27 protein-coding genes are annotated in these 21,610 nt (G+C 50.3%); 25 read left to right on the top strand and 2 right to left on the bottom strand.

The window, feature by feature from the left end:
* Positions 1–378: 378 nt before the first annotated feature.
* Complete coding sequence (locus tag VSA01S_RS17560) at positions 379–1,398, bottom strand: phage portal protein (protein WP_039982933.1); 1,020 nt, start codon at positions 1,396–1,398, stop codon at positions 379–381.
* 4 nt (positions 1,399–1,402) lie between these two features.
* Complete coding sequence (locus tag VSA01S_RS17555) at positions 1,403–3,181, bottom strand: terminase large subunit domain-containing protein (protein ID WP_039982935.1); 1,779 nt, start codon at positions 3,179–3,181, stop codon at positions 1,403–1,405.
* A gap of 174 nt (positions 3,182–3,355) precedes the next feature.
* Between VSA01S_RS17555 and VSA01S_RS17550 the strand changes: the two genes are divergently transcribed.
* The 25 genes from VSA01S_RS17550 to VSA01S_RS17440 are packed head-to-tail and all read left to right on the top strand — an operon-like array spanning position 3,356 to position 21,211.
* A complete protein-coding gene (locus VSA01S_RS17550) occupies positions 3,356–4,222 on the top strand; it encodes a GPO family capsid scaffolding protein (RefSeq protein WP_039982937.1) in 867 nt (288 codons plus the stop codon).
* On the top strand, positions 4,223–5,233 hold the full coding sequence (locus VSA01S_RS17545) for a phage major capsid protein, P2 family (RefSeq protein WP_039982939.1): 1,011 nt from the start codon (positions 4,223–4,225) through the stop codon (positions 5,231–5,233). It abuts the gene before it with no gap.
* Positions 5,234–5,242: 9 nt separating this feature from the next.
* The gene (gene gpM / locus VSA01S_RS17540) at positions 5,243–5,959 is read left to right on the top strand and encodes a phage terminase small subunit (protein WP_039982941.1); all 717 of its coding nucleotides are present in this window, start codon (positions 5,243–5,245) and stop codon (positions 5,957–5,959) included.
* Positions 5,960–6,008: 49 nt separating this feature from the next.
* A complete protein-coding gene (locus tag VSA01S_RS20375) occupies positions 6,009–6,146 on the top strand; it encodes a hypothetical protein (protein ID WP_227739658.1) in 138 nt (45 codons plus the stop codon).
* A gap of 2 nt (positions 6,147–6,148) precedes the next feature.
* Entirely contained in the window at positions 6,149–6,538 is a 390-nt protein-coding gene (locus VSA01S_RS17535) for a head completion/stabilization protein (RefSeq protein ID WP_244949883.1), read from the top strand.
* Positions 6,535–7,059 (top strand): phage tail protein, encoded by a 525-nt coding sequence (locus tag VSA01S_RS17530; RefSeq protein WP_039982970.1) that lies wholly within the window; start codon positions 6,535–6,537, stop codon positions 7,057–7,059. Before VSA01S_RS17535 ends, VSA01S_RS17530 begins: the two co-directional genes overlap by 4 nt.
* Positions 7,046–7,441 carry a phage virion morphogenesis family protein gene (locus tag VSA01S_RS17525; RefSeq protein ID WP_039982944.1) on the top strand — a complete coding sequence of 132 codons (396 nt, stop codon included), beginning with the start codon at positions 7,046–7,048 and terminating at the stop codon, positions 7,439–7,441. The genes VSA01S_RS17530 and VSA01S_RS17525 overlap by 14 nt, the downstream gene beginning before the upstream one ends.
* Positions 7,410–7,688, top strand: coding sequence for a hypothetical protein (locus tag VSA01S_RS17520; RefSeq protein WP_050567437.1), 279 nt, complete (start codon positions 7,410–7,412; stop codon positions 7,686–7,688). The genes VSA01S_RS17525 and VSA01S_RS17520 overlap by 32 nt, the downstream gene beginning before the upstream one ends.
* Positions 7,689–7,691: 3 nt before the next feature.
* Positions 7,692–8,801 carry a DUF2586 domain-containing protein gene (locus tag VSA01S_RS17515; protein ID WP_039982946.1) on the top strand — a complete coding sequence of 370 codons (1,110 nt, stop codon included), beginning with the start codon at positions 7,692–7,694 and terminating at the stop codon, positions 8,799–8,801.
* A complete protein-coding gene (locus VSA01S_RS17510; protein WP_021711892.1) occupies positions 8,802–9,257 on the top strand; it encodes a phage protein in 456 nt (151 codons plus the stop codon).
* Positions 9,258–9,268: 11 nt separating this feature from the next.
* Complete coding sequence (locus VSA01S_RS17505) at positions 9,269–9,484, top strand: TraR/DksA C4-type zinc finger protein (RefSeq protein WP_021711893.1); 216 nt, start codon at positions 9,269–9,271, stop codon at positions 9,482–9,484.
* A complete protein-coding gene (locus VSA01S_RS17500) occupies positions 9,481–9,972 on the top strand; it encodes a hypothetical protein (RefSeq protein WP_039982948.1) in 492 nt (163 codons plus the stop codon). The genes VSA01S_RS17505 and VSA01S_RS17500 overlap by 4 nt, the downstream gene beginning before the upstream one ends.
* On the top strand, positions 9,969–10,217 hold the full coding sequence (locus VSA01S_RS17495; protein ID WP_039982950.1) for a hypothetical protein: 249 nt from the start codon (positions 9,969–9,971) through the stop codon (positions 10,215–10,217). Before VSA01S_RS17500 ends, VSA01S_RS17495 begins: the two co-directional genes overlap by 4 nt.
* 2 nt (positions 10,218–10,219) lie before the next feature.
* Positions 10,220–10,465, top strand: coding sequence for a hypothetical protein (locus tag VSA01S_RS17490; RefSeq protein ID WP_021711896.1), 246 nt, complete (start codon positions 10,220–10,222; stop codon positions 10,463–10,465).
* Positions 10,462–10,725, top strand: a complete 264-nt coding sequence (locus tag VSA01S_RS17485; RefSeq protein ID WP_021711897.1) for a putative phage tail assembly chaperone — start codon at positions 10,462–10,464, stop codon at positions 10,723–10,725. The genes VSA01S_RS17490 and VSA01S_RS17485 overlap by 4 nt, the downstream gene beginning before the upstream one ends.
* A 41-nt stretch (positions 10,726–10,766) precedes the next feature.
* Positions 10,767–10,904, top strand: coding sequence for a DUF6890 family protein (locus VSA01S_RS20580; protein WP_371860810.1), 138 nt, complete (start codon positions 10,767–10,769; stop codon positions 10,902–10,904).
* A 5-nt stretch (positions 10,905–10,909) separates the two neighbouring features.
* Positions 10,910–13,285: a phage tail tape measure protein gene (locus tag VSA01S_RS17480; RefSeq protein ID WP_039982954.1), complete on the top strand. Its 2,376-nt coding sequence runs from the start codon at positions 10,910–10,912 to the stop codon at positions 13,283–13,285.
* Complete coding sequence (locus VSA01S_RS17475; RefSeq protein WP_039982956.1) at positions 13,282–13,608, top strand: DUF2590 family protein; 327 nt, start codon at positions 13,282–13,284, stop codon at positions 13,606–13,608. The genes VSA01S_RS17480 and VSA01S_RS17475 overlap by 4 nt, the downstream gene beginning before the upstream one ends.
* On the top strand, positions 13,605–14,795 hold the full coding sequence (locus VSA01S_RS17470) for a baseplate J/gp47 family protein (RefSeq protein ID WP_039982958.1): 1,191 nt from the start codon (positions 13,605–13,607) through the stop codon (positions 14,793–14,795). Before VSA01S_RS17475 ends, VSA01S_RS17470 begins: the two co-directional genes overlap by 4 nt.
* Positions 14,782–15,363 (top strand): phage tail protein, encoded by a 582-nt coding sequence (locus VSA01S_RS17465; protein WP_039982960.1) that lies wholly within the window; start codon positions 14,782–14,784, stop codon positions 15,361–15,363. Before VSA01S_RS17470 ends, VSA01S_RS17465 begins: the two co-directional genes overlap by 14 nt.
* A 2-nt stretch (positions 15,364–15,365) precedes the next feature.
* Positions 15,366–18,011, top strand: coding sequence for a phage tail-collar fiber domain-containing protein (locus VSA01S_RS17460; RefSeq protein ID WP_050567438.1), 2,646 nt, complete (start codon positions 15,366–15,368; stop codon positions 18,009–18,011).
* The gene (locus VSA01S_RS17455) at positions 18,008–18,892 is read left to right on the top strand and encodes a hypothetical protein (RefSeq protein WP_039982962.1); all 885 of its coding nucleotides are present in this window, start codon (positions 18,008–18,010) and stop codon (positions 18,890–18,892) included. The genes VSA01S_RS17460 and VSA01S_RS17455 overlap by 4 nt, the downstream gene beginning before the upstream one ends.
* Positions 18,889–19,437, top strand: a complete 549-nt coding sequence (locus VSA01S_RS17450; RefSeq protein WP_039982964.1) for a baseplate complex protein — start codon at positions 18,889–18,891, stop codon at positions 19,435–19,437. Before VSA01S_RS17455 ends, VSA01S_RS17450 begins: the two co-directional genes overlap by 4 nt.
* Positions 19,434–21,014: a hypothetical protein gene (locus VSA01S_RS17445; protein ID WP_039982966.1), complete on the top strand. Its 1,581-nt coding sequence runs from the start codon at positions 19,434–19,436 to the stop codon at positions 21,012–21,014. The genes VSA01S_RS17450 and VSA01S_RS17445 overlap by 4 nt, the downstream gene beginning before the upstream one ends.
* Entirely contained in the window at positions 21,014–21,211 is a 198-nt protein-coding gene (locus VSA01S_RS17440; protein WP_039982968.1) for a hypothetical protein, read from the top strand. Before VSA01S_RS17445 ends, VSA01S_RS17440 begins: the two co-directional genes overlap by 1 nt.
* Positions 21,212–21,610 lie beyond the last annotated feature (399 nt).

Below are 21,610 nucleotides of genomic sequence, written 5' to 3'. Positions count from 1 at the left end.
GACGTTTTTGATCTCATTTTTTCGCAACTTTTATTCAGTGCAATGAGGTTATCCAGGGAAGGCACTAGCCTGCCGTGAGCCCTTTAGGAATCACGGGGGATAGGGGATAGTTGAGGCGCTGAGAATGGCTTACAGAGGGCGAGATAAAATTGCGAAGAGTGCAAAAAATTGCAAGAAATTGAAATTTTAACGATCAAGGTTGATCTGATTGGTTTGGCTAAGTTATTGAAATTCAATGAGCTGTGTGTTTTAGGTCACTTTTTTGATGATCATTTGTGCTTTTGGGATGATCTCTTAGGTGGGGTGTCAGCCCTTAGTTTGTAAGGGCTGAGGGCAATAAGACAGTGTAAAACAAAATTGCAAAAAACTTCGCTGCAGTTACTTGGTGGCGTTCTCAAGATTAAAGACCAAATGCAGACTTTTAGGCACTTCTGGGTCGCTGTTTACGGCGTCCATGAACATCTCACACGCTGGGATAACTTCATTTTTGCAGTAGACATAATCAAATTTGATTGGGTCGCCTCGCGTGCCGCCATTGGGAATGATGGCGGCCAGTTCGACGGGGAAGCGATGACCTGTGATCACCTCTTGCGCGGTTACGTTCTTAATCTTTTCGTATTCATCCTTGGTGGCAATGTCACCAACGGGGATAAGTTGGATCCCTTTTTCATTACCGTTAGGAATATTGACGAACATAGAACGAAAGTTGCCTACGCCGCGGCTTGAGGCCATCTTTTCTTTGAGATCTTCTTCATCTTCTTTGCTTAGGTTTGGGTCGGTGGCGTAGAAGATAAAGCCCATGTGCAAGCCGTTCTTGTAGTAGCGGCGACGAAAGGTGGTCGAGTCCTGGCTCAACAAGGCCGACTGAACACAACCAAGGTAATCTGGCCCGCCATAGACTTGCTGAACAGGGTCATATTGTTTGATGAAAATTATGTCTTCTTTCTTGTAACTCTTTTGTTTGTTGTCGCGTTCTAAAAAGGCAAAATCGCCATTCTTGCGTTTGCGTAAATAGATGGAAGGGATGGGCCAAAGGCCGACAACTTGGCCAAAGTAATTGCGCAGTTTTAAAATGGCGGTATCACCGAACTCTAAAAAGTCGTGGACGGCGGATTGCATCTGCTGCTTTTGCATGCCGCCTTGAAGGTAACGACCTGCGATCATGTTGCGACGTGCCATTAAAATCGAGCCATGATAGGCGTTCGCTCTGGTCAGTTTATTTAGGCCGGCTCTATCGAGTGGCGGCTCCCAATAATTCCCATCGTCGTTGTAGTACAGTTCGCTGTATTCGTAGTTGGTGAAATCACGATTCATAATTTCGGGCTCACCAAAGCTAAAGATTAAGCTTTCATCCTTGGTGGCCGATTGAGTGATGGTTTCCGTTGTCTTTTGCGTCATAGGTTTACATCTGCCAAGTTGATTTACGTTTTTCAGTGTGATCGAGAGGCTCGTTGATACAGGCGTGTGAAATGGCCCAAAAGGCATCAGCATGGCCTGTTAATTCGCTGCGCTCGGCTTTAAACGTCATGTTGTTGCCGCTGTTGGTGGGCGCCCGTTTGATCGCCATGAAGGCCATCGCGATGTCTTTATGCTCTGCATCGAATTGAATTCGATTGGCCTCAACGACATCAATCATTTTCATGACCAAACGGTTTTTACTTTCGTTACTGTATTGAATGGCCACGGTTTCTCTGGGGTGCTTTTTGCTGATTAAGTCATAGACGCCAGCGCCAATGCCTGTGGTGTCGATTCCTAAGTAGGTGACGTTGTAACGCTCAAACACTTTGGACACTTGCTGGGCCTGGTATTGAAAGTTCAAGCCTTTCCAGTAGTGCTTTTCCAGAACTCGGAACTTTTCAATCGCGACAATCGGTGGGGCAATCACCACCAAACAGGCGTTATCTCGGGTGCGGCTTGGGTCGTAACCTAACCACACTTCGCGTCGGCCAAATGGGGATTCATCATTGGATTTGAAGTCTTGCCAACGGCTAATGTCCACCATGGCTTTTTCGAGCGCCGAAAACTTAAAGACTGAGCTGGCACCATCAACGAAGATGCACATGAACAGATTATCGAAATCATCCTTGCTGTATTCGTCGCGCAGTTCATCAATATCAAAAAGTTCACAGCCTCCTGCGGCCGCATCCTCAATCGTGACCACATAGCGCCATTGTTTGTCGGGACAAAGGCGACCGCCATCGCGATAGTCATCAAAGGTTGGAAACTCAATATTGGCGCGGGTTTCTCGGCCTCGACGCCATTGCTCGCCTGTCCAAAATGGATACGCCTGATGCGTTTTCGCTGAAGGGGTCGAAAAATACGTTTTGCGCCAGTTCTTATGGGTCGCCATGGCGGAAGCCAGTTTATTGAGCTCATCGAATTTCGGTATCCAGAAATACTCATCGACGTACACATGGCCATGGTAACTTTGCGCGGTTTTTGAGTTGGTCGATAAAAACCGAAGCTCGGCCCCGTTGGATAAAATGATTGGGTTACCCGTTAACTCCACGCCTAAAAATTCTTCAGCAATGGCGATGATGTAACTTCGAAAGACCTCCGCCTGTGCGCGGGAGGCCGATAAGAATATTTGGTTGTCGCCCGTTAAGATCGCGTTTTCTAAGGCTTCACCACTGAAATAATAGGTCGCGCCAATCTGGCGAGACTTGAGGATATTCCTGATCCGTTGATGCAGGTTCTTACGCATCGTGTGTTGGTATTCAAACAGCGAGGAATGCCAGATGGTGAAATGCTCCTCGGAGAGGTGAGCAATGTTGTTTTTCTTACTTTTCTTCTTTGGTTGGCTTTTTTGAGGTGGCTGGGAACGCGCGCTTTTGCTTTTCGGTGGCTTCACCGTTTCTTTGTCTGCGGAGGGCGCATTCTCGCTGACAGGTTGAGATTGAGCGTTGAATTTTTTCAGTTGTACATGGTGCTTGATGAGCCTATCAAGCATATCGAGCTGGCTTTTTGTCGGGTTTTCCAACTCGAGTAAGGTTTCAATTCTGCGCGCAATCGACTCATCAATGGTTTGCTCGCGCAGCATGTCACGCCATCCATATTTGTCAGCCCAGTGATAAAGAATTCGGGTGCTGTTCAAACCTAATTCGGAAGCGATTTCTTTGGGGGTCCAAGCCTTTAAATAAAGGGCTCGGGCCGCGTGTCGTGTTTCGGGAGTATATGCCATGAGCCCATGATAAGCCCAGTTAACTCCCTAAATTGCATAGCAAAGTTCGGATGGGTTCGGATATCGGCCATATCCGAATTATTCGGAATTGAAGTGGCTGAAACGCGTGATTCAAAGGCGTATTGTGAACACCAGAAACACAAACTGACCAATGAAAATTAGGTAAACACTCAAATGGCAAAAATCAGTGATTGGAAGATTGTAGCAACAGAAGGGCCGACGGTAGATGGTCGCAAGATCACCCGCGAATGGCTGACGCAGATTGCAGAAAATTACGCCCTGGGTGAATTCACCGCGTTGATTTGGCCAGAGCATAGGCGCTTTGGCGGCTACGGCAGTAACTGGGGCAAAGTACTGGAAGTCAAAGCCGAAGAAGTGGACGGCAAAATGCGCTTGTTTGCCAAGCTTGAACCAAACCAATACTTACTTGAAGCCAATAAGCTTGGGCAAAAGCTGTTTACCTCCATAGAGCCGAATCCAGATTATAAAGGTCAAGGAAAGTGCTACCTAATGGGGCTAGCCGTGACCGATTCCCCGGCGTCCTCTGGGGTGTCATTACTTCAGTTTTCACGACAAGAAGGTCACACCACACAGCTCAGTTGCAGCCAACTGGAAGCCATTAACCTGGATGAATGTTATTCCAAAACCGAGCGCTTTTTTGCCCTATGTAATGCCTTTTTTAATTCTGGTGATGAACAACCAGAGCGAGCACCTGATCCTGAACCAGAGGAAGAAGAAGTGACAGAAGAACAACTCAAAGCGGCACTGCAAGAGCAGTTTAGCATCATGAAAGGTGAGCTAAAGGATGAGCTGAAACAAGAGTTCAACCAGCAAGCCCCCAATCAACCTGAAGAAAATGAACATGATGACCAAACCCTCTCTTTAGAGCAGTTTTCCAGTGAATTGGAGAAGCAGCTGGCGCCTGTGACCGAGCAAGTGAAAAACCTTGAAACCCAGTTTGCTGAGTTAAAGCAAGAAAAACCCGACCAAAAGCCAAGTGAAGAAGGCAATGGCGGCGAATCAATCGTGGAGGTGGTGTAAATGCTTAATGCAATATCGACTCAGTATTTAGAAGAGTATTGCCAAGCGGTGGCCCAAGCGGGCGGGGTGGCCGATGCCTCCAAACAATTCAATATCACCCCAGTGATGGAAACCAAGCTTCGCCAAGCCATTATTGAATCGGATGCGTTTCTAAACCGCATCTCGAATATTTTGGTTGACCAGATTAAAGGCCAAGTGATTGATGTAGGCGATGGCGGATTGCTGACAGGCCGCGTGAAAGATGGCCGCTTTATGGCCTCCCTCGATCAAAGCGGTAACACCTACGAGTTAGTTGAAACGGATTCCGGTGCCCATATTAACTGGATCACCATGACCATTTGGGCAAATTCGGGCGGGAAAGGTCAGTGGATGAAGCTGATGAACAACGCCATTACCCGTAATTTTGCCTTAGACAAACTGCGCATTGGTTTTCATGGTACGTCGATTGCGGGTGAAAACACGGACCCAGAAGCGAACCCAATGGGTGAGGACGTCAACAAAGGTTGGCTGCAACTGGCCAAAGAGAAAGCGTCAGCCCAAGTGTTATCCGAGGCCAAACTCGATTCAAAAGGCGAGACGGAAGGCGCTTATCGCAACCTCGATTCCTTGGTCAATGATCTCATCAACACCACTATCCATGAAGTGCATCAAGGCGATCCAGATTTGGTGGTGCTGCTTGGTCGTAATTTGGTGGCCGCAGAGCAGCATCGTTTGCTGGAATCGGCGGAAGTACCGACCGAACACAAAGCCGCGCAAAGTTTAGCGAAGACCGTGGCAGGCAAAACGGTGTACACGCCGCCTTTTTTCCCACCGGATATGGTCTGGGTGACGAACTTAACTAACCTGCAAATCCTGACTCAGAAAGGGACCCAATGGCGCAAGTCTCGCAATGAAGAAGACCGCAAGCGCTTTGAAACCTCTTATCTACGTATGGAAGGTTACGCGGTCGGGAATTACCACAAGTTCGCAGCGATTGAAAAAGTCACGGTCGTTGAAGCGGAACAAGGTTAGGGGAAGTCCATGGTCAGTCCATTAGCCAAGTTACGACAACAAGCCTTAGCCAAACAACACAAGCAAGCCAAACCCGAAAAAGGCAAGGTGGCGAATCCCAACAGTTTGCACCTGTTATTGGCAGAGCTTGAAAGCGATATCAAAGTGCTCAGTGGTTTTAATCGAACCGATGAAAAAATCAATCATAAACGTGATGTGTTGGTACCGAAATATCGTCAAGCGGTTGAAGAGTACTTAGAAGGGGAGGAGCAATTTGATAACCCCTTATTTACTCAGATGGTCATTTGGTTATTCGATATCGAAGAGTTAGACACGGCCATCCAATGGTGTGATATCGCGATTGCCCGTGGCTTAGACACGCCAGAGCGATTTAAACGTGACTTTGCCACCTTCTGCGCCGATGAGGTTTTATCTTGGTCAGAGCGCATGGCGGAGAAAGGCCAATCGATAGAGCCGTATTTCTCACAAGTGTTCGAGAAAGTGACCAACGATTGGACCATCAATGAAAAGCCAACGGCCAAGTGGCTCAAGTTCGCGGGTCTGCATTTACTTCGCAACGATAAAGGGAAACCTCACGCGGCTTCGATTGGCGATATCGACACATTACAAACGTCTCGCGCACTCCTTCAAGAAGCGCATGAGCAATACGCCGCGATTGGTGTTGGGACCATGCTCGATAATATCGACCAGCGTATCCGCGCCCTAGAAAATGGCGACAACCTTTGATGTAACCCAGCTCCTACGCCACCGCGCCTCGACTGACGAGGAAAAACCAATGAGTACCATTCGGTTTGTTCCGTCGAATCAGTGGCCAGAGGCGCACCTATTAAGGAAAGTACGATGTTTGATGGTAAACCCAGCACCGCTTATCAAGATACCGACATCACCAACGATGGCTTTTGGCCCGATTTGAATGTGGGCGATTTTGAGAAGCGCCGCGGCATTCCCACCCAGCTCGACAGTGAGGCGGTGGCAATGGCCTTGGCGGCTGCGGTGAGCCAAGTCAACATCGAACTGAGCACCGTTAAAGCACATTACCAAGCGCAAGGGGTTAAGCAGGCCAGCTTGTTGGCAGGGCTGCCAATGGTACTGGGTAAAAATAGCGTGGTAGTGCTGTATGAAAAAGCCGTGTTTGCCAGAGCCAAGTCGGCCATGGTGGCTGAGTTTGCCAGCTTAACCACCAAGGATGCACGGGAGCGCTTAGCCGAGAGTGAGCGTGACATTACCGACCGTTTACTGGCCGAGAGTCAGCAACATATCCGAGCGTTAGTGGGGGAACGTCGATGTGGGGTGGCCTTGTTATGACCGAGCCCCTTATCCAAGAGCAAGCGGGGTACCTGCTACAAGGGCTAAACCAGCACTTTAGCCGCACGATAGACCCACGTTTGCACCAATATTGTGAATGCTGGATGGAAGACGTTGAGCTCAAGTTTGCTCCTAAAGACCAAGGACTCGGGCGTGACATTGGCTGGATTAAATATACCGCGGTCTTCAGTTTTGAGCGTTTCCCATTCAAGCAGTGTCAGCCATCCGTTCTGATGGCCAACACCTTGGCTTGGCTGGGTGACTGTGATGAGTTTCGCGAGCAGCACAACTTGAGTGATCCCAGCTTTGAAATTGAGCCTGAAAGTGACGACACGGTGATCATGACCATTGAGGTGGTAATGACCGAGCCATTGATGCTGGTTGAAGACGAGCAAGGGCCAATTATTTGGGACGGCAAGCGATGGAAAAACGCCCCGTATGAGATTTGGTGTGCAGAGCGCATTGATGTGTTAAGCGGTCATAACCCGCCCAGCTCGGTGACGGCAGATGATAAAGATTAAGGTCGATAGCCACTCTCAGCGCACGGTAATAGATGCTATTCAGGCGATGACGCTGAGTAAAAGCCGCCGCAAACGCGTGCTCACGGCCGCGGCAAAAGCCTCGGTCAAAACGTCCCGACAGAACCAAAGGCAACAAAAAACGCCGTCTGGAAAACGTTGGCCAGCACGTGCCGACAAGAGCAAAAAAAAGATGCAAGTGCGTTTGGCCAAGTTTCTCACGGTCACGGCAAGCGATGACAGCACCGCCACCCTCAGTTGGCGAAAATCACGCAGCGCACGTGTGGCAGCCAAGCACCATTATGGCCACCGAGAAAGGCACACCCGAGCGGCGGCAATAAAGAGGTTAAGAAATGGCAACGCAAAAGCTCGCCAAAGCGCTTAAAGCAGAGGGGTTTAAGGTGTTCGCTCGACGGCTCAACCCGAATGCGCCCGCCGGAAAGCTGCGCAAGCCCACGCTGAAGTGGATACGTGAGCATCTTAGTAACGAACAAGCAGGGCTGATTTTACGCCAATTACGCGGCAAACCGACATCATCATGGGAAACCGTCTTGCCTGCTCGGCCGTTTGTCACGGTGGACCGAGAGCAAGCACGGGCCGCACTGAAAAAAGAGTTAACAAGGGGAAGATAACCAATGGCTTGGCCAATCATCAATGTAAACGCCTTAAACCAAATGCAAGGACCCGTGACGGAAGTCGAACGTCATTTCTTATTCCTTGGTTTAGGCACAAAGAACGCGGGCAAACTGGTGTCTGTGAATACACAATCGGATTTTCACGCCTTGTTTGGTGAAGGGGTATTAACCGATACCTTGCAAGCCGCCATGGTCAACGCCGGGCAAAACTGGTCTGCTGCCGCTTATGTGCTGACCGCGCCAGAAGATTGGACGCAGGTGGTCAAAGAAGCGCAGAAGACTCAGAGTTTTGAAGCCGTGGTGCATACGGTCCCAACCACCGACCGAACTGCCATCACGGCGGCCCAATCTCTCTATCATGAGCTCATTGCCAAGTATGGCCGCTGGACTTTCTTCATGCTTAGCTTGCCTGGCATCGATGTGCAAAGCCAAACCTGGGCTGATTACGAAGCGCAAATGGTTGCTGTCCAGGACACGATCGCCGCCGATGGAGTGATGCTGATTCCTGACTTGTTACCTACGGCAATTGGCAAGCTGGCAGGGCGCCTATGTAATCGCGCCGTGTCGGTGGCCGATACACCCATGCGGGTTAAAACGGGGGCCCTCGTTGGGGATGTGACTCTGCCCGTTGACAGTGACGGTGTGGCGCTTTCCACCGCCACCTTGCAAACCCTTGAGCGCAACCGCTTATCGGTGTGTGCTTGGTTCCCAGATTACGACGGCATTTATTGGGCCGACGGTCGAATGCTGGATGTGGAAGGCGGGGATTTTCAAGTGGTTGAGAATCGCCGAGTGATTGACAAGATTGCCCGTCGCGTGCGGTTGATTGCCATTGCTGATATTGGCGACCGCTCATTTAACAGCACCCCAAGCAGCACCGCCAGGGCCAAATTGCGTTACACCCGGCCCATGCGAGAGATGGCCAAAAGCACCACCATTGGCCAAACCGTCATACCTGGCGAAATTGAAAGTCCCAAAGATGAGGCGATTGCCATCACTTGGAAGAACAAAAACACCGTCGAAATCTACATGACGGCGACCCCGCTCGATTGCCCTAAATCGATTTCAGCGGGATTAATGTTGGACCTGAGCGGTCCGGAGAGTGCCTAAATGAGCAAACGAATTTCAGGATTAAGTTTTGATGTCGACATTCATGACGTGTTGGTCCATGTCGAGAAAGCCACCGTATCAATCACCGATGACAGCCAAGCCGCCAAAACCCGAGGTGTGCCGGATGGCCATACCGATGGCGCCGTCAGTGCTGATGTCGAATACGAGCTTGATACTAAGAACTTTAAACACCTCTTGGCTGCGGCCAAAAGCGCGGGCAGCTTTCGCTCGATTGAGCCTCATGACTGCCTCTTTTACGCCAACACAGGCGGGGAAGAGCTGGAAATCAAAGTGCATGGGGTGAAATTGATGATTGATAGCTTGCTCGACATCGATCCCAGCTCGTCAGATAAAACCAAACACAAAGTCAAAGGGGTGGTGACCAGTCCGGACTTTATTCACATCGATGGGACGCCTTATTTGAGTAAGGAAGATACCCGCGATCTACTTGGCTAACAGGAGCGACTATGGATGTGTTTGACCGTGCCAGTGCGCTGGAAGCCCAACAGAATGAAGTGGCGCTGGCCAATCATTTCGCCAAACAAGCACAGGGGACACCGCAGGTCAGTGCCTCGATGTGTCTGGAATGTGATAGGCCAATCCCAGAAGGAAGACGTCAGGCCATGCCCGGCTGTCAATATTGCGCCACTTGCCAAACCTTAATGGAGAAACGAAACCGATGAAATTAGGACCTTTACTGAAACGGGCCGTGATTGAGCCCACCTTAGACCACTTAGCGGCGGCAAGCGCCTCGCAGGGGTACATTAACTCGCAGGCGGCCATCAATCTTATCTTGATGATTATGGCCCACGAATCGGGGCAGTTGACGTACACCCGCCAAGTGCGCGGCCCTGCGCTTGGGTTTATTCAGATGGAGCCTGCAACCTATCAATGGCTGGTCAAATGGCTGGGTAAACACCGCCCACACTTTTTAACCGTGTCACACAGCTTTGTCGATGAGCCAAGCGCCGAGCAGTTGATCATTAACCCTCAATATGCAGTGTGCATGGCCAGATTAAACCTGCTGCGTTTTCCTGAAGCCTTACCGGATGCAGAGGATTTGCCTGCTCTGGCTGCATACGCCAAAAAGTATTGGAACACCTCCGCCGGCAAAGCAACGGAAAACGACTATCTCACCGCGTATCAACGCATCATGGAGCAGAAACAATGACATTGTTTAAAGGGATTGTATTAAAAGGGGTTTGGGAGCTGCTGATGAGTTTGGTGGCCAAAATCACTTGGGAAGTGGTGCTGGAGCGTTTTGCCACCCGCTTAGTGGTGTGGGGGCTGGAGACCTTAAAAAAGCTGAGCACCAATGATGTATTGCAAGATACGGTCGAAGACATTTTGCTGGCTTTGCAAGGTAAGCGCCTTAAAGCGTTGCCGCTTAGAACGGGCTCAGTAAAAAAGGAATAGCCATGGCTTTTGATGCAAATTGGATCCATGCCCTTGTGGCGGTTGCCAGCTTCTTAGTACTCGTAAGCAGCATTTTAATTGGCTACTTATTCCGACTCGCCAAAGAGCTTGCCGAATTTAAGTTGTACGTGGCGACGTATCACGCAACCAAAGACGAAGTAGAGAAACTGGGTGAAAAAATTGATAACCGCCTAGAAACGCACTTTAACCGGATTTACGACATTCTCAATCAAAGGAACATCGCATGACAAAACCAGTGATCACCATCAACGTCAATAAAACCGCCATTCGTTTCGAGCCTTCTTTAGAAGCGTTTAACAAACTCACGAATGAAACCTTGCCGTTCGATAAAGTCGCGCCAACCACCAATTATCTGCGCCGCATTGTGGTGAAAGACGATAAAGCCGCGTTGGATGAAGCCTTGAAGCTACCTGGTGCCGTTATGACGATCGCCTCTCTGGTGAACAGCGAATACCAAGGCGATTTGGACATTGAAGTAAAAAACTGATCCGTCACGCCAAGGCGATTGAAGACAACGAATTGGAGCAAGTGTTTGCCTTAAAAGCACATTACTTGCCCCATGCCCCCGATACCACCGAGAGCTATGCCAGAGCGTTATGGCTGTCTAAATACCATGCCCAAGTTGTTGCTAATGGCATACGAGAGGCGTTTGCACCAGGAGACTGACCACTATGAATGCCGTGGATAAATTGATGATGCAAATTGGGTTACAAGACTACGCTACCCAGCCGCTCAAAGGGATCCAGAAAACGGTCACCCAAACGGCAGACGTGAGTCGACAATCTTGGGAAAAAGTCGCAGGAGGCGCCGCGACCTTGGTCGGTTCGGGCTTGGCCGTTCAACAAGCCCTGATGCCTGCGATTGAAATGGATAGGGTATTGGGTGAAGTCAAATCCCTTGGCGTGATGGATCAGGATTTAAAAATACTCGAGCAAACCGCGCTCGGCTTTTCGTCTGCCTATGGCAAATCGGCCACGGAAGTCGTCGGCGCGGCGTACGACATTAAATCCGCAATGGGTGAGTTGTCGGGCCAAGAGCTGGCAGGGGTGACCGAAAGCTCGGCCATCTTAGCGGCGGCCACCAAAGCCGATACCGCTGTGATAACCAGTTACATGGGCACGCTTTATTCTATTTTTGAGCAAGATGCCGAGCGGCTTGGCAAAGGGAACTGGGCGGAGCGCATTGCCGGAATGACGGCCAAATCGGTGGAGAAATTTAAAACCACGGGTCAAGGCATGGCGGATGCGTTTAAAGGTGTGGGCGCACTGGCGAAAACCCATGGCATTGAAATTCAAAACCAAATGGCCATTTTGGGCATGCTGCAGGGCTCGATGTCGGGCTCTGAGGCGGGTACCCGTTACAAAGCCTTTTTGGCGGGGGCGGTCAAAGCGCAAGATAAATTGGGGCTTAGCTTCACCGATAGCAACGGTAAGTTGCTGCCCATGTATGACATTTTAGAGAAAATCAAAGCCCAGTTTGGTGACTTGGATTCCACCGAGGTGGATAGGTTAAAAACCGCTTTTGGCTCCGATGAAGCCATTATGGTGGTGACGGATTTGATCGGCAAAACGGACGCACTGAAGCGCAATGTCATGGATTTAGATAAATCCGGGCGTTTAGAAGTGGCCAGCACAATGGCGGGGGCGATGACCGACCAATGGGAACGGCTCGAAGCCAGTTGGTTTTCGGTTCGCGCCAGTGCGTTTGGGCTGATCCTACCCACCATTAATGGCATTGCGGGGGCGATGGCCGATGGGTTAACCACCTTGCAGCGTTACACCCAAGAATACCCCGAACTCACTAAAGGAGTGGGGTATTTTGCTCTGGCCGTGGCAGGCGGCGCGGGCGTGATGGGCGCGTATCATCTGACATTAGGAGCAGGACGCTTAGCCATGAATGCACTGCAAGCGCCGTTACTGATGAGCCGAATGGGGGTGCTAACCCTGAGCGGCGCCTACACCAAAGCCAAGTGGTCCTTGTGGGCGTGGAACTACGCCATGTTAAAGCAAGGCGTGTACAGTCATCGCGCCTCTCTGGCTTCAAAAGCCTATGCGGCGTCGACCTTCTTAGTCGATAAGGCCTTAATGGTCGCCTCCGGTGGCATCAAAGCCTTTGGCGTCGCATCGCTGAAAAGTGCCGCAATGATGATGGCCAACCCGTTATTTTGGATCCCTGCCGCGATTATGGCGGTGGGTACGGCGGCGTATATGTTGATTTCCCATTGGGAGGACATCGTGAACACCTTGGGCCAATGGTACATCTTCCAAAAACTGGGCCAGTTGGTGTCGTGGGTTGGTGATCAATTTGAGCTCTTTGGCCATGCAGCCATGGCGGTTTGGACCAACCTCATCACCACGCTGCGCAGTGTGCCATTTTTCAATTACCTGACCACCCATTTTCAATTGCTCTTTGAGAAAGCCACCGGAGTGTTTGAAGGCATCGCACTTGTAGGGCAAGGGGCGTGGCAAGTGCTCGGGGGCGCGGTCAGCTTTTTTATGTCGCCTTTCACCGTGGCTTGGACCTTGGCCAAAAGCTTTTTCAGCTTACTCAAAGACGGCCCAAGCGCGGCGATGGAAGTGCTCGGTACCATTCCTCAGCACTTTATCAACATTGGCCAGAGCATTAGCTCGGGATTGGGGATAGGCTTTGATGGCGTAACGCAATTTGCTTCCTCGGTGATGGACGTCATGGGCCAACATTTTTCGATGATAAGTGATGGGATTGATTGGCTTATCGATAAATTCAGCCTCATTCCAGGTTTAGATTGGTCGTCAGAGACGGTCGATGAATTAAAAGTGCAGCGAGCCGCGCCTGCTGTGCATCCTCTAATGAATCCTGCGCGCCCGTCCGTGACTCAGCCGATCTCGGAGTATCTGCAAGGCCAAGGAGGCCTGCGACAATCGGTCGCCACTTACATCAAGCAAGCCAGTGGCACAGGGTACACCGATAACAGTCAAACCATGCACACCGGAGATATCGTGATCAAGCAAGAGCAACCTTTTACCCCTGATCAGTTAGCCGAATGGCAGGAGATGGCGACCCCATGAGCCCTCAATACATCGATTTATTAGTCAATGATGGCGGGATTGATTTTGATGCAGGTCAGCAACCGATTTACACCAGTGACCGCAACAGCATCGCTCAAGACATCAAGCACGCGATCATTGAAAGTGGTTTGTTGCGTGAAATGCAAGCCGAGAGAAACCGAGCCCTACGAGCCGACGTGTTGACGCGCATTGAAATGCTGGTTGAACAAGATAAACGCATTGTGCCAGGCAGTGCCGAAGTGACCGAACAAACCAGCGAGAAGATTTGGATCTTTGCCGAAACCGAGGCGTATGGGACGATGCAATATGGAGTAACGTTATGAGTGTCAGACCCAGTGTGAACTTTCGCCAGTTACTGGCACAAGAAGGCGTGCCCACCACGGAAGAGGCCATGGCCATTGAACTTCAAAAGCATGTGGTGGCCGCAGGCAGTCAGGTGTCCAATGACAGTCGAATGTCGCCTTTTTGGCGTTTAATCAAAGCGGTGGTGATTGCGCCTGCGCTTTGGCTGATCGATACCTTGCTCGCGGGGCATGTGCTGCCTAATACTTTTGCGGCAACGGGGAAAGGGCGTTATCTCGACTTAAAAGCTTGGGATGTGGATTTGGTGCGAAAAGCCGCCACCAAAACCCGCGGCGCCATCACCTTTTACAAATCAACGCCAGATAACCCGCTGGTTGTGCCCAAAGGAACGGTGATTGAAACCGAGCAGATAGAGCAAAAGGTGTATCGCCTAATGGTGGTTGAAGATGCGCTTATCCCTGCAGGTCAAGCGCACGGCTTGGTCTTGTGTGAAGCGCAAGAGGCAGGCAGCGGGTTTAATCTGCCAGCGGGGTATTTTGCCATCATGCCCAAAGGCGTATCGGGTATTACGCATGCGGTCAATGAAGCCGATTGGATCACCGCGCTGGGTTCGGATTTGGAAAGCGATGAAGCCCTTTCTCTGAGAATTCGTAATCAATTCAGTGTGGTGGGGCGTTATCACATCGATGCGATATACCGCTCAATGCTGGCCTCAGTGGCAGGGGTGCGCAGCGATCAAGTGTACTTTCTTCATGACGCACCGAGAGGACCAGGCAGCGCGAATGCCTATTTATTGATGGATGTAGGCCGCACACCAAGCCAACTGTTAAGGCAACTCAATCATTATGTGATGGGCGAAGGCCACCACGGCCATGGCGATGATTTGCTTTGCCTGGCATTACCAGAAACCGAGCATGATATCGAAGTGACCGTGACGGCCAAACCCAATACCTCGTTAGCACGTCAACATAAGTTGCATCGAGAGGTAGAAAATATGGTCCGTGCGGCGTTTCGTGAAAGCGATTCCTATCGCCAAGTGACGCGCACTTATCCCAAAAGCACCTTTTCATTCAGTAAATTGACCGAAGAAATTCACACTGAGCTCAATGCGGATTTGCTCAGCCTGAATTTTAACTGCAGCGACATTGTGAGTGCCTTGAGCATTCCGCGTTTGGCCAGCGTTGAGGTGATTGATGGAGGAGCATGATAAGCAAGCGCCCACGCTGCCCAGTCGGCAAATACCATGGTGGATGGACGGGCAGACGTTAGCGAAAAGCCTCAAAGAGCCGCACTTTCTTGCGGCCGGCTTACAACAATTTTGGGGCAAACTGCGCCGCGTGATGCTCTACCCACTGGCGCAGTTAGATCCGATGACCTGCAGCGAGCGATTGCTTTCGGTGCTGGCGTGGGACCGAGACATTACCCGTTTTTACCAAGAGCCGACGACCCTGTTTCGCAAGCGGGTGAAATACGCGTTCGTGAATGCCCGCGATGCAGGGGAAATGCACGGATTCATTGAGATATTCAAACGGCTTGGTGTGGGCGTGGTAGAGATTGATGAGCGCACCCCAGGGCGGGATTGGGACATCATCACCATCCGTCTCAGCGACAAACAACTGGCCAATAATCATGATTTATTAGCCACCTTACTGCAGCAATACGGCCGAACGTGCCGACGTTATGAATACCAGGTGATCGACACAACCCCAATGTGCCTCACCGTCTCACCGCTGGATTGGGATCACCAATGCACAGTGGCAACGCTAAAGGAATAAACATGGCCCAGAGCATCATTACTCGTGAATTTGAAGCCTACAAAGCCCAGCAAGACGCGCTTGAGCAGCCTGTCATTTTAGATGAATTCGTTTTGGCGAAGGTGCCAGGGCTCGACCCTGATGAGCCGATTGACCGAGATGAAACCCTGCCAGAGCAGGAGCACATTGTGTATGTGGCTGACGTCACTCAATCTGGCTACGTTAACCCCAACGCGGTGGTGTATTCGCTCATCATGGACACCAGAGTGGGGGATTTTCAGTTTAACTGGGTGGGGCTGCGCAACAAAAAAACGGGCCTGCTTGGGGCTATTCTTCATCTGCCCGAGCTGACCAAGTACCAATCCATTGCTGGGATGCAAAACGGCAACGCCATCACGCGCTCAATCTTAATGAGTTATGAGGGCGCGCAGCGCATCACAGGCATAACGGTCGACGCGTCCACATGGCAAATCGATTTCACCGCTCGCTTGTTTGGTCTTGATGAAATGGACCGTTTGGCTAATTTGGATGTGCTGGGCCCTGCTGCCTTTTTGGATGAGGGGTTTAAAGTGGTCCCGACGGAGCAAGGCTTTCAGGCCCTTGCAGGGTGCGGCTATGTGGGTGGGCTACGGTGTTATTTAGATGAACCTCATACACTGCCCGCGCTGACGCTGCCGTGTAAGCTCTATCTTGACGCCACTTGGAAAGGCCAGCCAACCAGCCAATGGCACTGTGAGTACGTCATTAGAGTGGCAGAAACGTTAACTGATTTTCACGATGAGGACGGTTACGCGCATTTTGTTGCGCCGATCGCCGAGATTAATGCACAGGGTGAAGTCACCGACCTGCGCTTTCTTGAAGGCTTTGCGCAATATTATCGGCAGAAACACGTCGACCGATTGCTCGATAAGAAAATCGATAAAGCGGCCATCACGGACAGCACCAGCGACGCATCCAGCGAAAAAGTGGCCTCAGCCAAAGCGGTGAAAGACGTCGCTGAAAAAGTCCAAGAAGCCATAGAGCAGACCGAAACCAAACTGCCTAAAGCGGGCGGGACCATGACCGGAAATATCCGCTTTATTGATAATCATCAAGGCATCGTTTGGGAGCGCAATAGCGATGGTGCGTTCATTAAATTTAAGAACGACAGCGATCAAGACACCGATTCGTTTTTGGAGTTCGGCACGCTGGATAATGGCAACGAGTTCTTTAAATGGACCATTGATGGCATCGAGCGCGCCAGCTTAAAAAGCGATGGCTTTCGGGTGGCCAACACCATTTTTGAAGGGGGTACCGCACTCAGTAATAAGTATCTTGGCAAAACAGGCAAAGCCGCGGATGCTGATAAACTCGATGGCGTAGACTCAAGCGGCTTTGCTCGGGCGTACTCTTCCAGTCATGGCACAGGGGGCGGAAACTGGAGCACTGCGCAGTTGGTCAGCTGGCTGAAAAGCAAAGGCTGTTTTAACCAGCCGTATTGGATGATGAAAGCCTCTTGGGATTACGCGGGCAATCGACTGATTAGCGATACGGGTTGCGGCAAAATTCATCTCGCAGGTTGCGTGATTGAAGTGATGGGGCGTGAAAGTGCCTACACCATTCGAGTGACGACCCCAACCACCTCATCAGGAGGGGGCACCACCAATGCGGTGTTTACCTATACCAACCACGGGCCCGGTTATCATCCTTCATGGCGACGGGATTTTAATACCAGGCAAAAGCCAACTGCGGGTGATATCGGTGCCCTGACGCAAGCGCAAGGTGATGCCAGGTACTTAGGCAAAACCGCCAAGGCCAGCAGCGCGACGATCTCCGATAAAATAAAAATATATCCTTCTTCGACCACCAACTTTCACCCCATTGTGTGGAACAGTGTCAATATGCTCTACACCACAAGCTCAGGCAGTGGCATGTCTTACCGCCCGAGTGATGGGTTTTCGAAAATCAAACATGGCCAAATGGCCGGATATTATTTAACTCACGACACCTCGGGAAAAATTAAACCTGCCAATGATAATAAGCGCAGTGCGGGCATGTATGGCCTGTATAACTCACACAAAATTGCCCACATTTGGTCGATGGGCGAAGCGTATAAAATTCATGACCATGGGGCCAACTTTGGCAACTTACATGGCCTTGCTTATAAGCACACCAACAATGGCACAGGCGGCACTATGGCGGGAGGCCATCAGGCGGTGTGGTGTGAAAACGGTACCCCGAAAGCGGCCATGGGTGGTCACGGGCTTTGGGGACAACAGGTGTTTGATGGGGCGGGCAATAATCGCAAGCGGGTCTACAGCCCAAACAATCCGCCACCTAAAGACGTGATTTGGGAAAAAGTGGCGTCAGGATCACTGAACCATCGTCTTTTGAGCCATTCTAATGCCAAGCGTGAAACCGTAGTGACCAACATTCGTTATAAAACCAATCGATTTGGCCTTGATAGGTATCGTGTGGTGATTATTACGAACAGTAGTGGGCTCAAGGCCAATGTCTCTGATCTTAATTCCGTTTGGTGGCAAGCGTGGGCAGTGTTGAATCCAGAACGTACAACATGGCACGGGGGGGATTATATAAGGTTTGATGTGTTCACGTCAGGTGCCTATATCCTGAATGGTCCCACTTGGGGACATGTCTCTGGTTGGGAATTGTGGGAGCTCAAAGAATGAGTTGGCAATCAGGTCAATGGCGCTTACCGCCTTGCACGCAAGCCATTAATGACGCTGTGCAGTCGGTGACCCAGCAAATCCCTGCCGAGCAAAACCAAGCGTTAGCCCGTTTGAGTGCCCTTGGCTCTAAGGTGACGTTTACACCGCCAAAACTCAGTGCCCAAGCCCAGCAACATGAGGGGCTAAGAGCAGAGCTAGATAGAGTGATGGCCAAAGGGCAAGCCTTGTGCGTGCATCCATATCAGCAAGACGTTGGCAGTAAACATGGTCGTGAGCATCATTTGACGGCGCGAACGGCAATACACGTTTTGGCAAAAAAATTACGAGATACCCACGATGGGCATCACCCCAAAGGCACTTTATATGGATTGGCTTGGATGCTCAGTGAAGCCAATTTAGCCGCGTTCGCCAGTGCCACGCGTCGTGCCTATGCGCAAACCGGATTACCCGAATTAGGCATGGTGAGCCGCCGAGCAAGCTGGGAACAAACCCAGCAAGCCGATAATTTGACTCAGCCACCGACCATCATTCAGCCGCGCTTGTTGCCCCGCGCTGATTTAAACGTGACACCATGGCGAGTAACGCGCCGTCAGGTCAGCGGCCAGTTAGCCCAACTTGAATCCTTATCTCAAGGGCAAGCCACGCCCGTGGATAAATTGGCGGCGCTGGCCCAAAAGCGCGAGCAACATCTGCAGCAGTTACAAGCGATGCCCACCTTTGCTGGCGGCTCATTACACCGATTGTTCTATCAAGGTGAAGCGGGGGTGCTTGCAACAGTACTCGAGCAGTCGACCCTGCCGAGCATCACAGGGCCTTATACCTTTGCGGTGCTGTTTTTAAGTGTGCATCCTCTTAACTATTTGATGGAGGTATTAGCATGACCCAAATTGCCTTAGATGCGGAAATCATCCCGCTTAATGCACCGCGTTTGGATTTGTCGATGGAACTCAAAGAAGAAGACATGAGCGGCCAAACCTCCGGCACGGATGGCAGTGAGCAAGGGGATAAAGGCATTGTGCTGTCGGTGACGGGCCTGATCCCGTTTAAAGAAGCCAAAACCCTCAAGCGTTTGATGGTGCTATCGAGACAAAAAGAAGGCGGCAAACGCAAAATTTATCGGATAGGGAACGAGCTGGCCAAGAGCATGACCATACGCCAAGTGCGCTTTGTAGGGCGTGTGACCGCCGATGAACAAGAGCGATTGATGTCGTGGAAAGTGAGCTTCCAACTTAGAGAGCATTTATCGGTTTCGGAAGTAAAAGAGCAGCGCGAGCAAGAAAAAGCCAAAGAGGCCAGTGTACAAAGTAATGACAGCACCAAGCCCGTGAAGCCTAAAGCCCATGCCGCGATTGATAATAACCAAGCCTCAGAGACGACCACGCGATTTGAGCAAGCTTTAAAGCAACAGGAGCGGGAACTGCAATGAAATTAAACCAACGATTGACCATCAACGGTGAGCCTCAAGTGTTAGTGGATGCACAGGTCATTCTTGAACTGTGCGCCGGAGGTCGAGCGACCTTTGTGGTGAAAGGCGAAGTTAAACCTAATGACTTGGTGCTGTTTGATATCGGCTATGAAGCGGAATTGGTGCGTTACTTTGATGGTTACGTGAGTAAAGCTCAGCCAGCACAAAATGGGTTTACTCGGTTTATTGCCAGAGAACGCGCGGGACTGTTGGCGTCAAGGTGGCCTGTCAGCATTCAACATGCGACCATCAGTGAAATCATTGAGCAGCTTAGTTTTGATACCGGCTTAGATTTTGTGTTACCAGAGCAAGATTATGTGTATGAACGCATCGCAAACTTTACCTCTCAAGGCAGTGGTTACCAATTACTGAGCCATATTGGCCGAGCGTTTCAGCTTGAAGACTTTGTGTGGTTTCAGCAATCCGATGGTCAAATCTATTTAGGCGAGTTTACAGAAAGTCGCTGGCACTCAAGGCCGATTACCATCGATCCGGCTTTGGCCAAGCGCGCAAAAAATGGGGAGAGCATGACCTTAGCGGTGATGCCTTCGGTACGTCCAGGTGTGGTTCTCAATGACAAACGCATCACTCAAGTGCATTTGCAGCAGGGCAACATGACGCTGTACTGGGCGCAAGGGCCAAGCAGTGAAAAGCGCAAAATGCATTATTTGTTTCCTGAATTGGCCGCAGGCCATCATCTGCCCAAATTGGCGCGAGTGGTGGCCATCACAGACCAAAGCCAAGCAGGCCAAGAAAATCACCCTTTTCGTCCCCGTTACGCGGTGGATGTTCAGCTTTTAGACCAGCATGGCCGTGATGATGCTTTGGTGCCGCTCTATAAAGCGGTCCCTTTGCCAACGGGGATTGGTGGGCCAGAGCAAGGTCAATTGGCGATGCCAACCGAGGGCAGCATTGTTGAAATTGCGTTTGCTTATGGCTGCAGTGATAAACCTTTTATTCGAACCGTGTTAGGTGATGGGTGGCCGCTGCCGAGTCTCGCCCCTGGTGAGCAAAGGACGCAGCAACGCCATGAAGTGTATTGGCATACGGATGCCGCAGGGCATCACCGCCAAAGTACAGACCAAACGCGTTTAATCGAGGCGTTTCAAACCACAGAGCGAGCCGAGCAGCACACCAGTGAATTTGGTTTGCATGAGCTTTGCACGGTGGAACACAGCCAAGAGTTTATTGGGGGACAAAAGCGCATTGAGGCGATGGGGGCCATTGATGTTTTGGCAGGAGATACCATGAACCTCGCCACATTAGAAAGCATGCATTTAGCTAGTGGTGGAGAATGGGCGCAAGTGATTGGCCAGTTACGTGATGTGGTGGTTGGCTTGGATGACAAACTGACGGTGCTTGGAAATCAGGTGATAAAGGTTGAAAAAGACATCGAAGCCAGTGCTAAGAACATGCGCTTTAGTGCTGACCTTATCACCATGAATGGGGGCAAAGGTGTAGTGCAAGGCGATTGTATTTGCGCGTACACGGGCAAACCTCACTCTGATTTATCTTCAACAGTTAAGGCAGGTAAATAATGGCATTAGATAAAACATCACTGACAGATAAACTCGTTAAAGAGTTACAAGCGAGAGGGTTTGAGACCAATGGCCCACACGCGAAAAGCGCCGCGATGGCCGAAGCGATTGCCCACGCGGTGATAGACGAAATCACGCAAAATGCTCAGGTCACAGTTGACGTTGGGAGTTCTGCAGGGGAATATTCTATCTGTTAAAACTGGGCTAACTAATATTTGATAGTGCTAATGAAATATATCCTAATTAAATAATGTATTGAGATAAAAACACAGGCTCATTAGTAAATTAAATTGAGGAGAATTAATAATAGAAAGAAATAAATACATTCTTTTAGGTAATAGGAATATTTGTGGCTCTATTTTATCGTTAAAATGTAATTTAACTCTAATCATTAAATAACACAATAAATGGTTTATTAATGTTTATTGTGTAATTAAAAGTGGCGTTTAGTTTGAGTTTCATTCAAGTATTAATTAATTTGTGGTGACTATGTTATATGTTGAGGTGATATAAGCCATGCATTATTAATACAATAATATCCCCTGTTGTTAATAATGAATCTCTCCCATGCAATTAAAATCGCTGATGCTCACGGT

It is taken from the genome of Vibrio sagamiensis NBRC 104589, from assembly GCF_007990935.1.
GTDB lineage: Bacteria > Pseudomonadota > Gammaproteobacteria > Enterobacterales > Vibrionaceae > Vibrio > Vibrio sagamiensis.
Note: the sequence above shows the minus strand (reverse complement) of the source record. Positions and strands in the feature narration are given on the sequence as shown.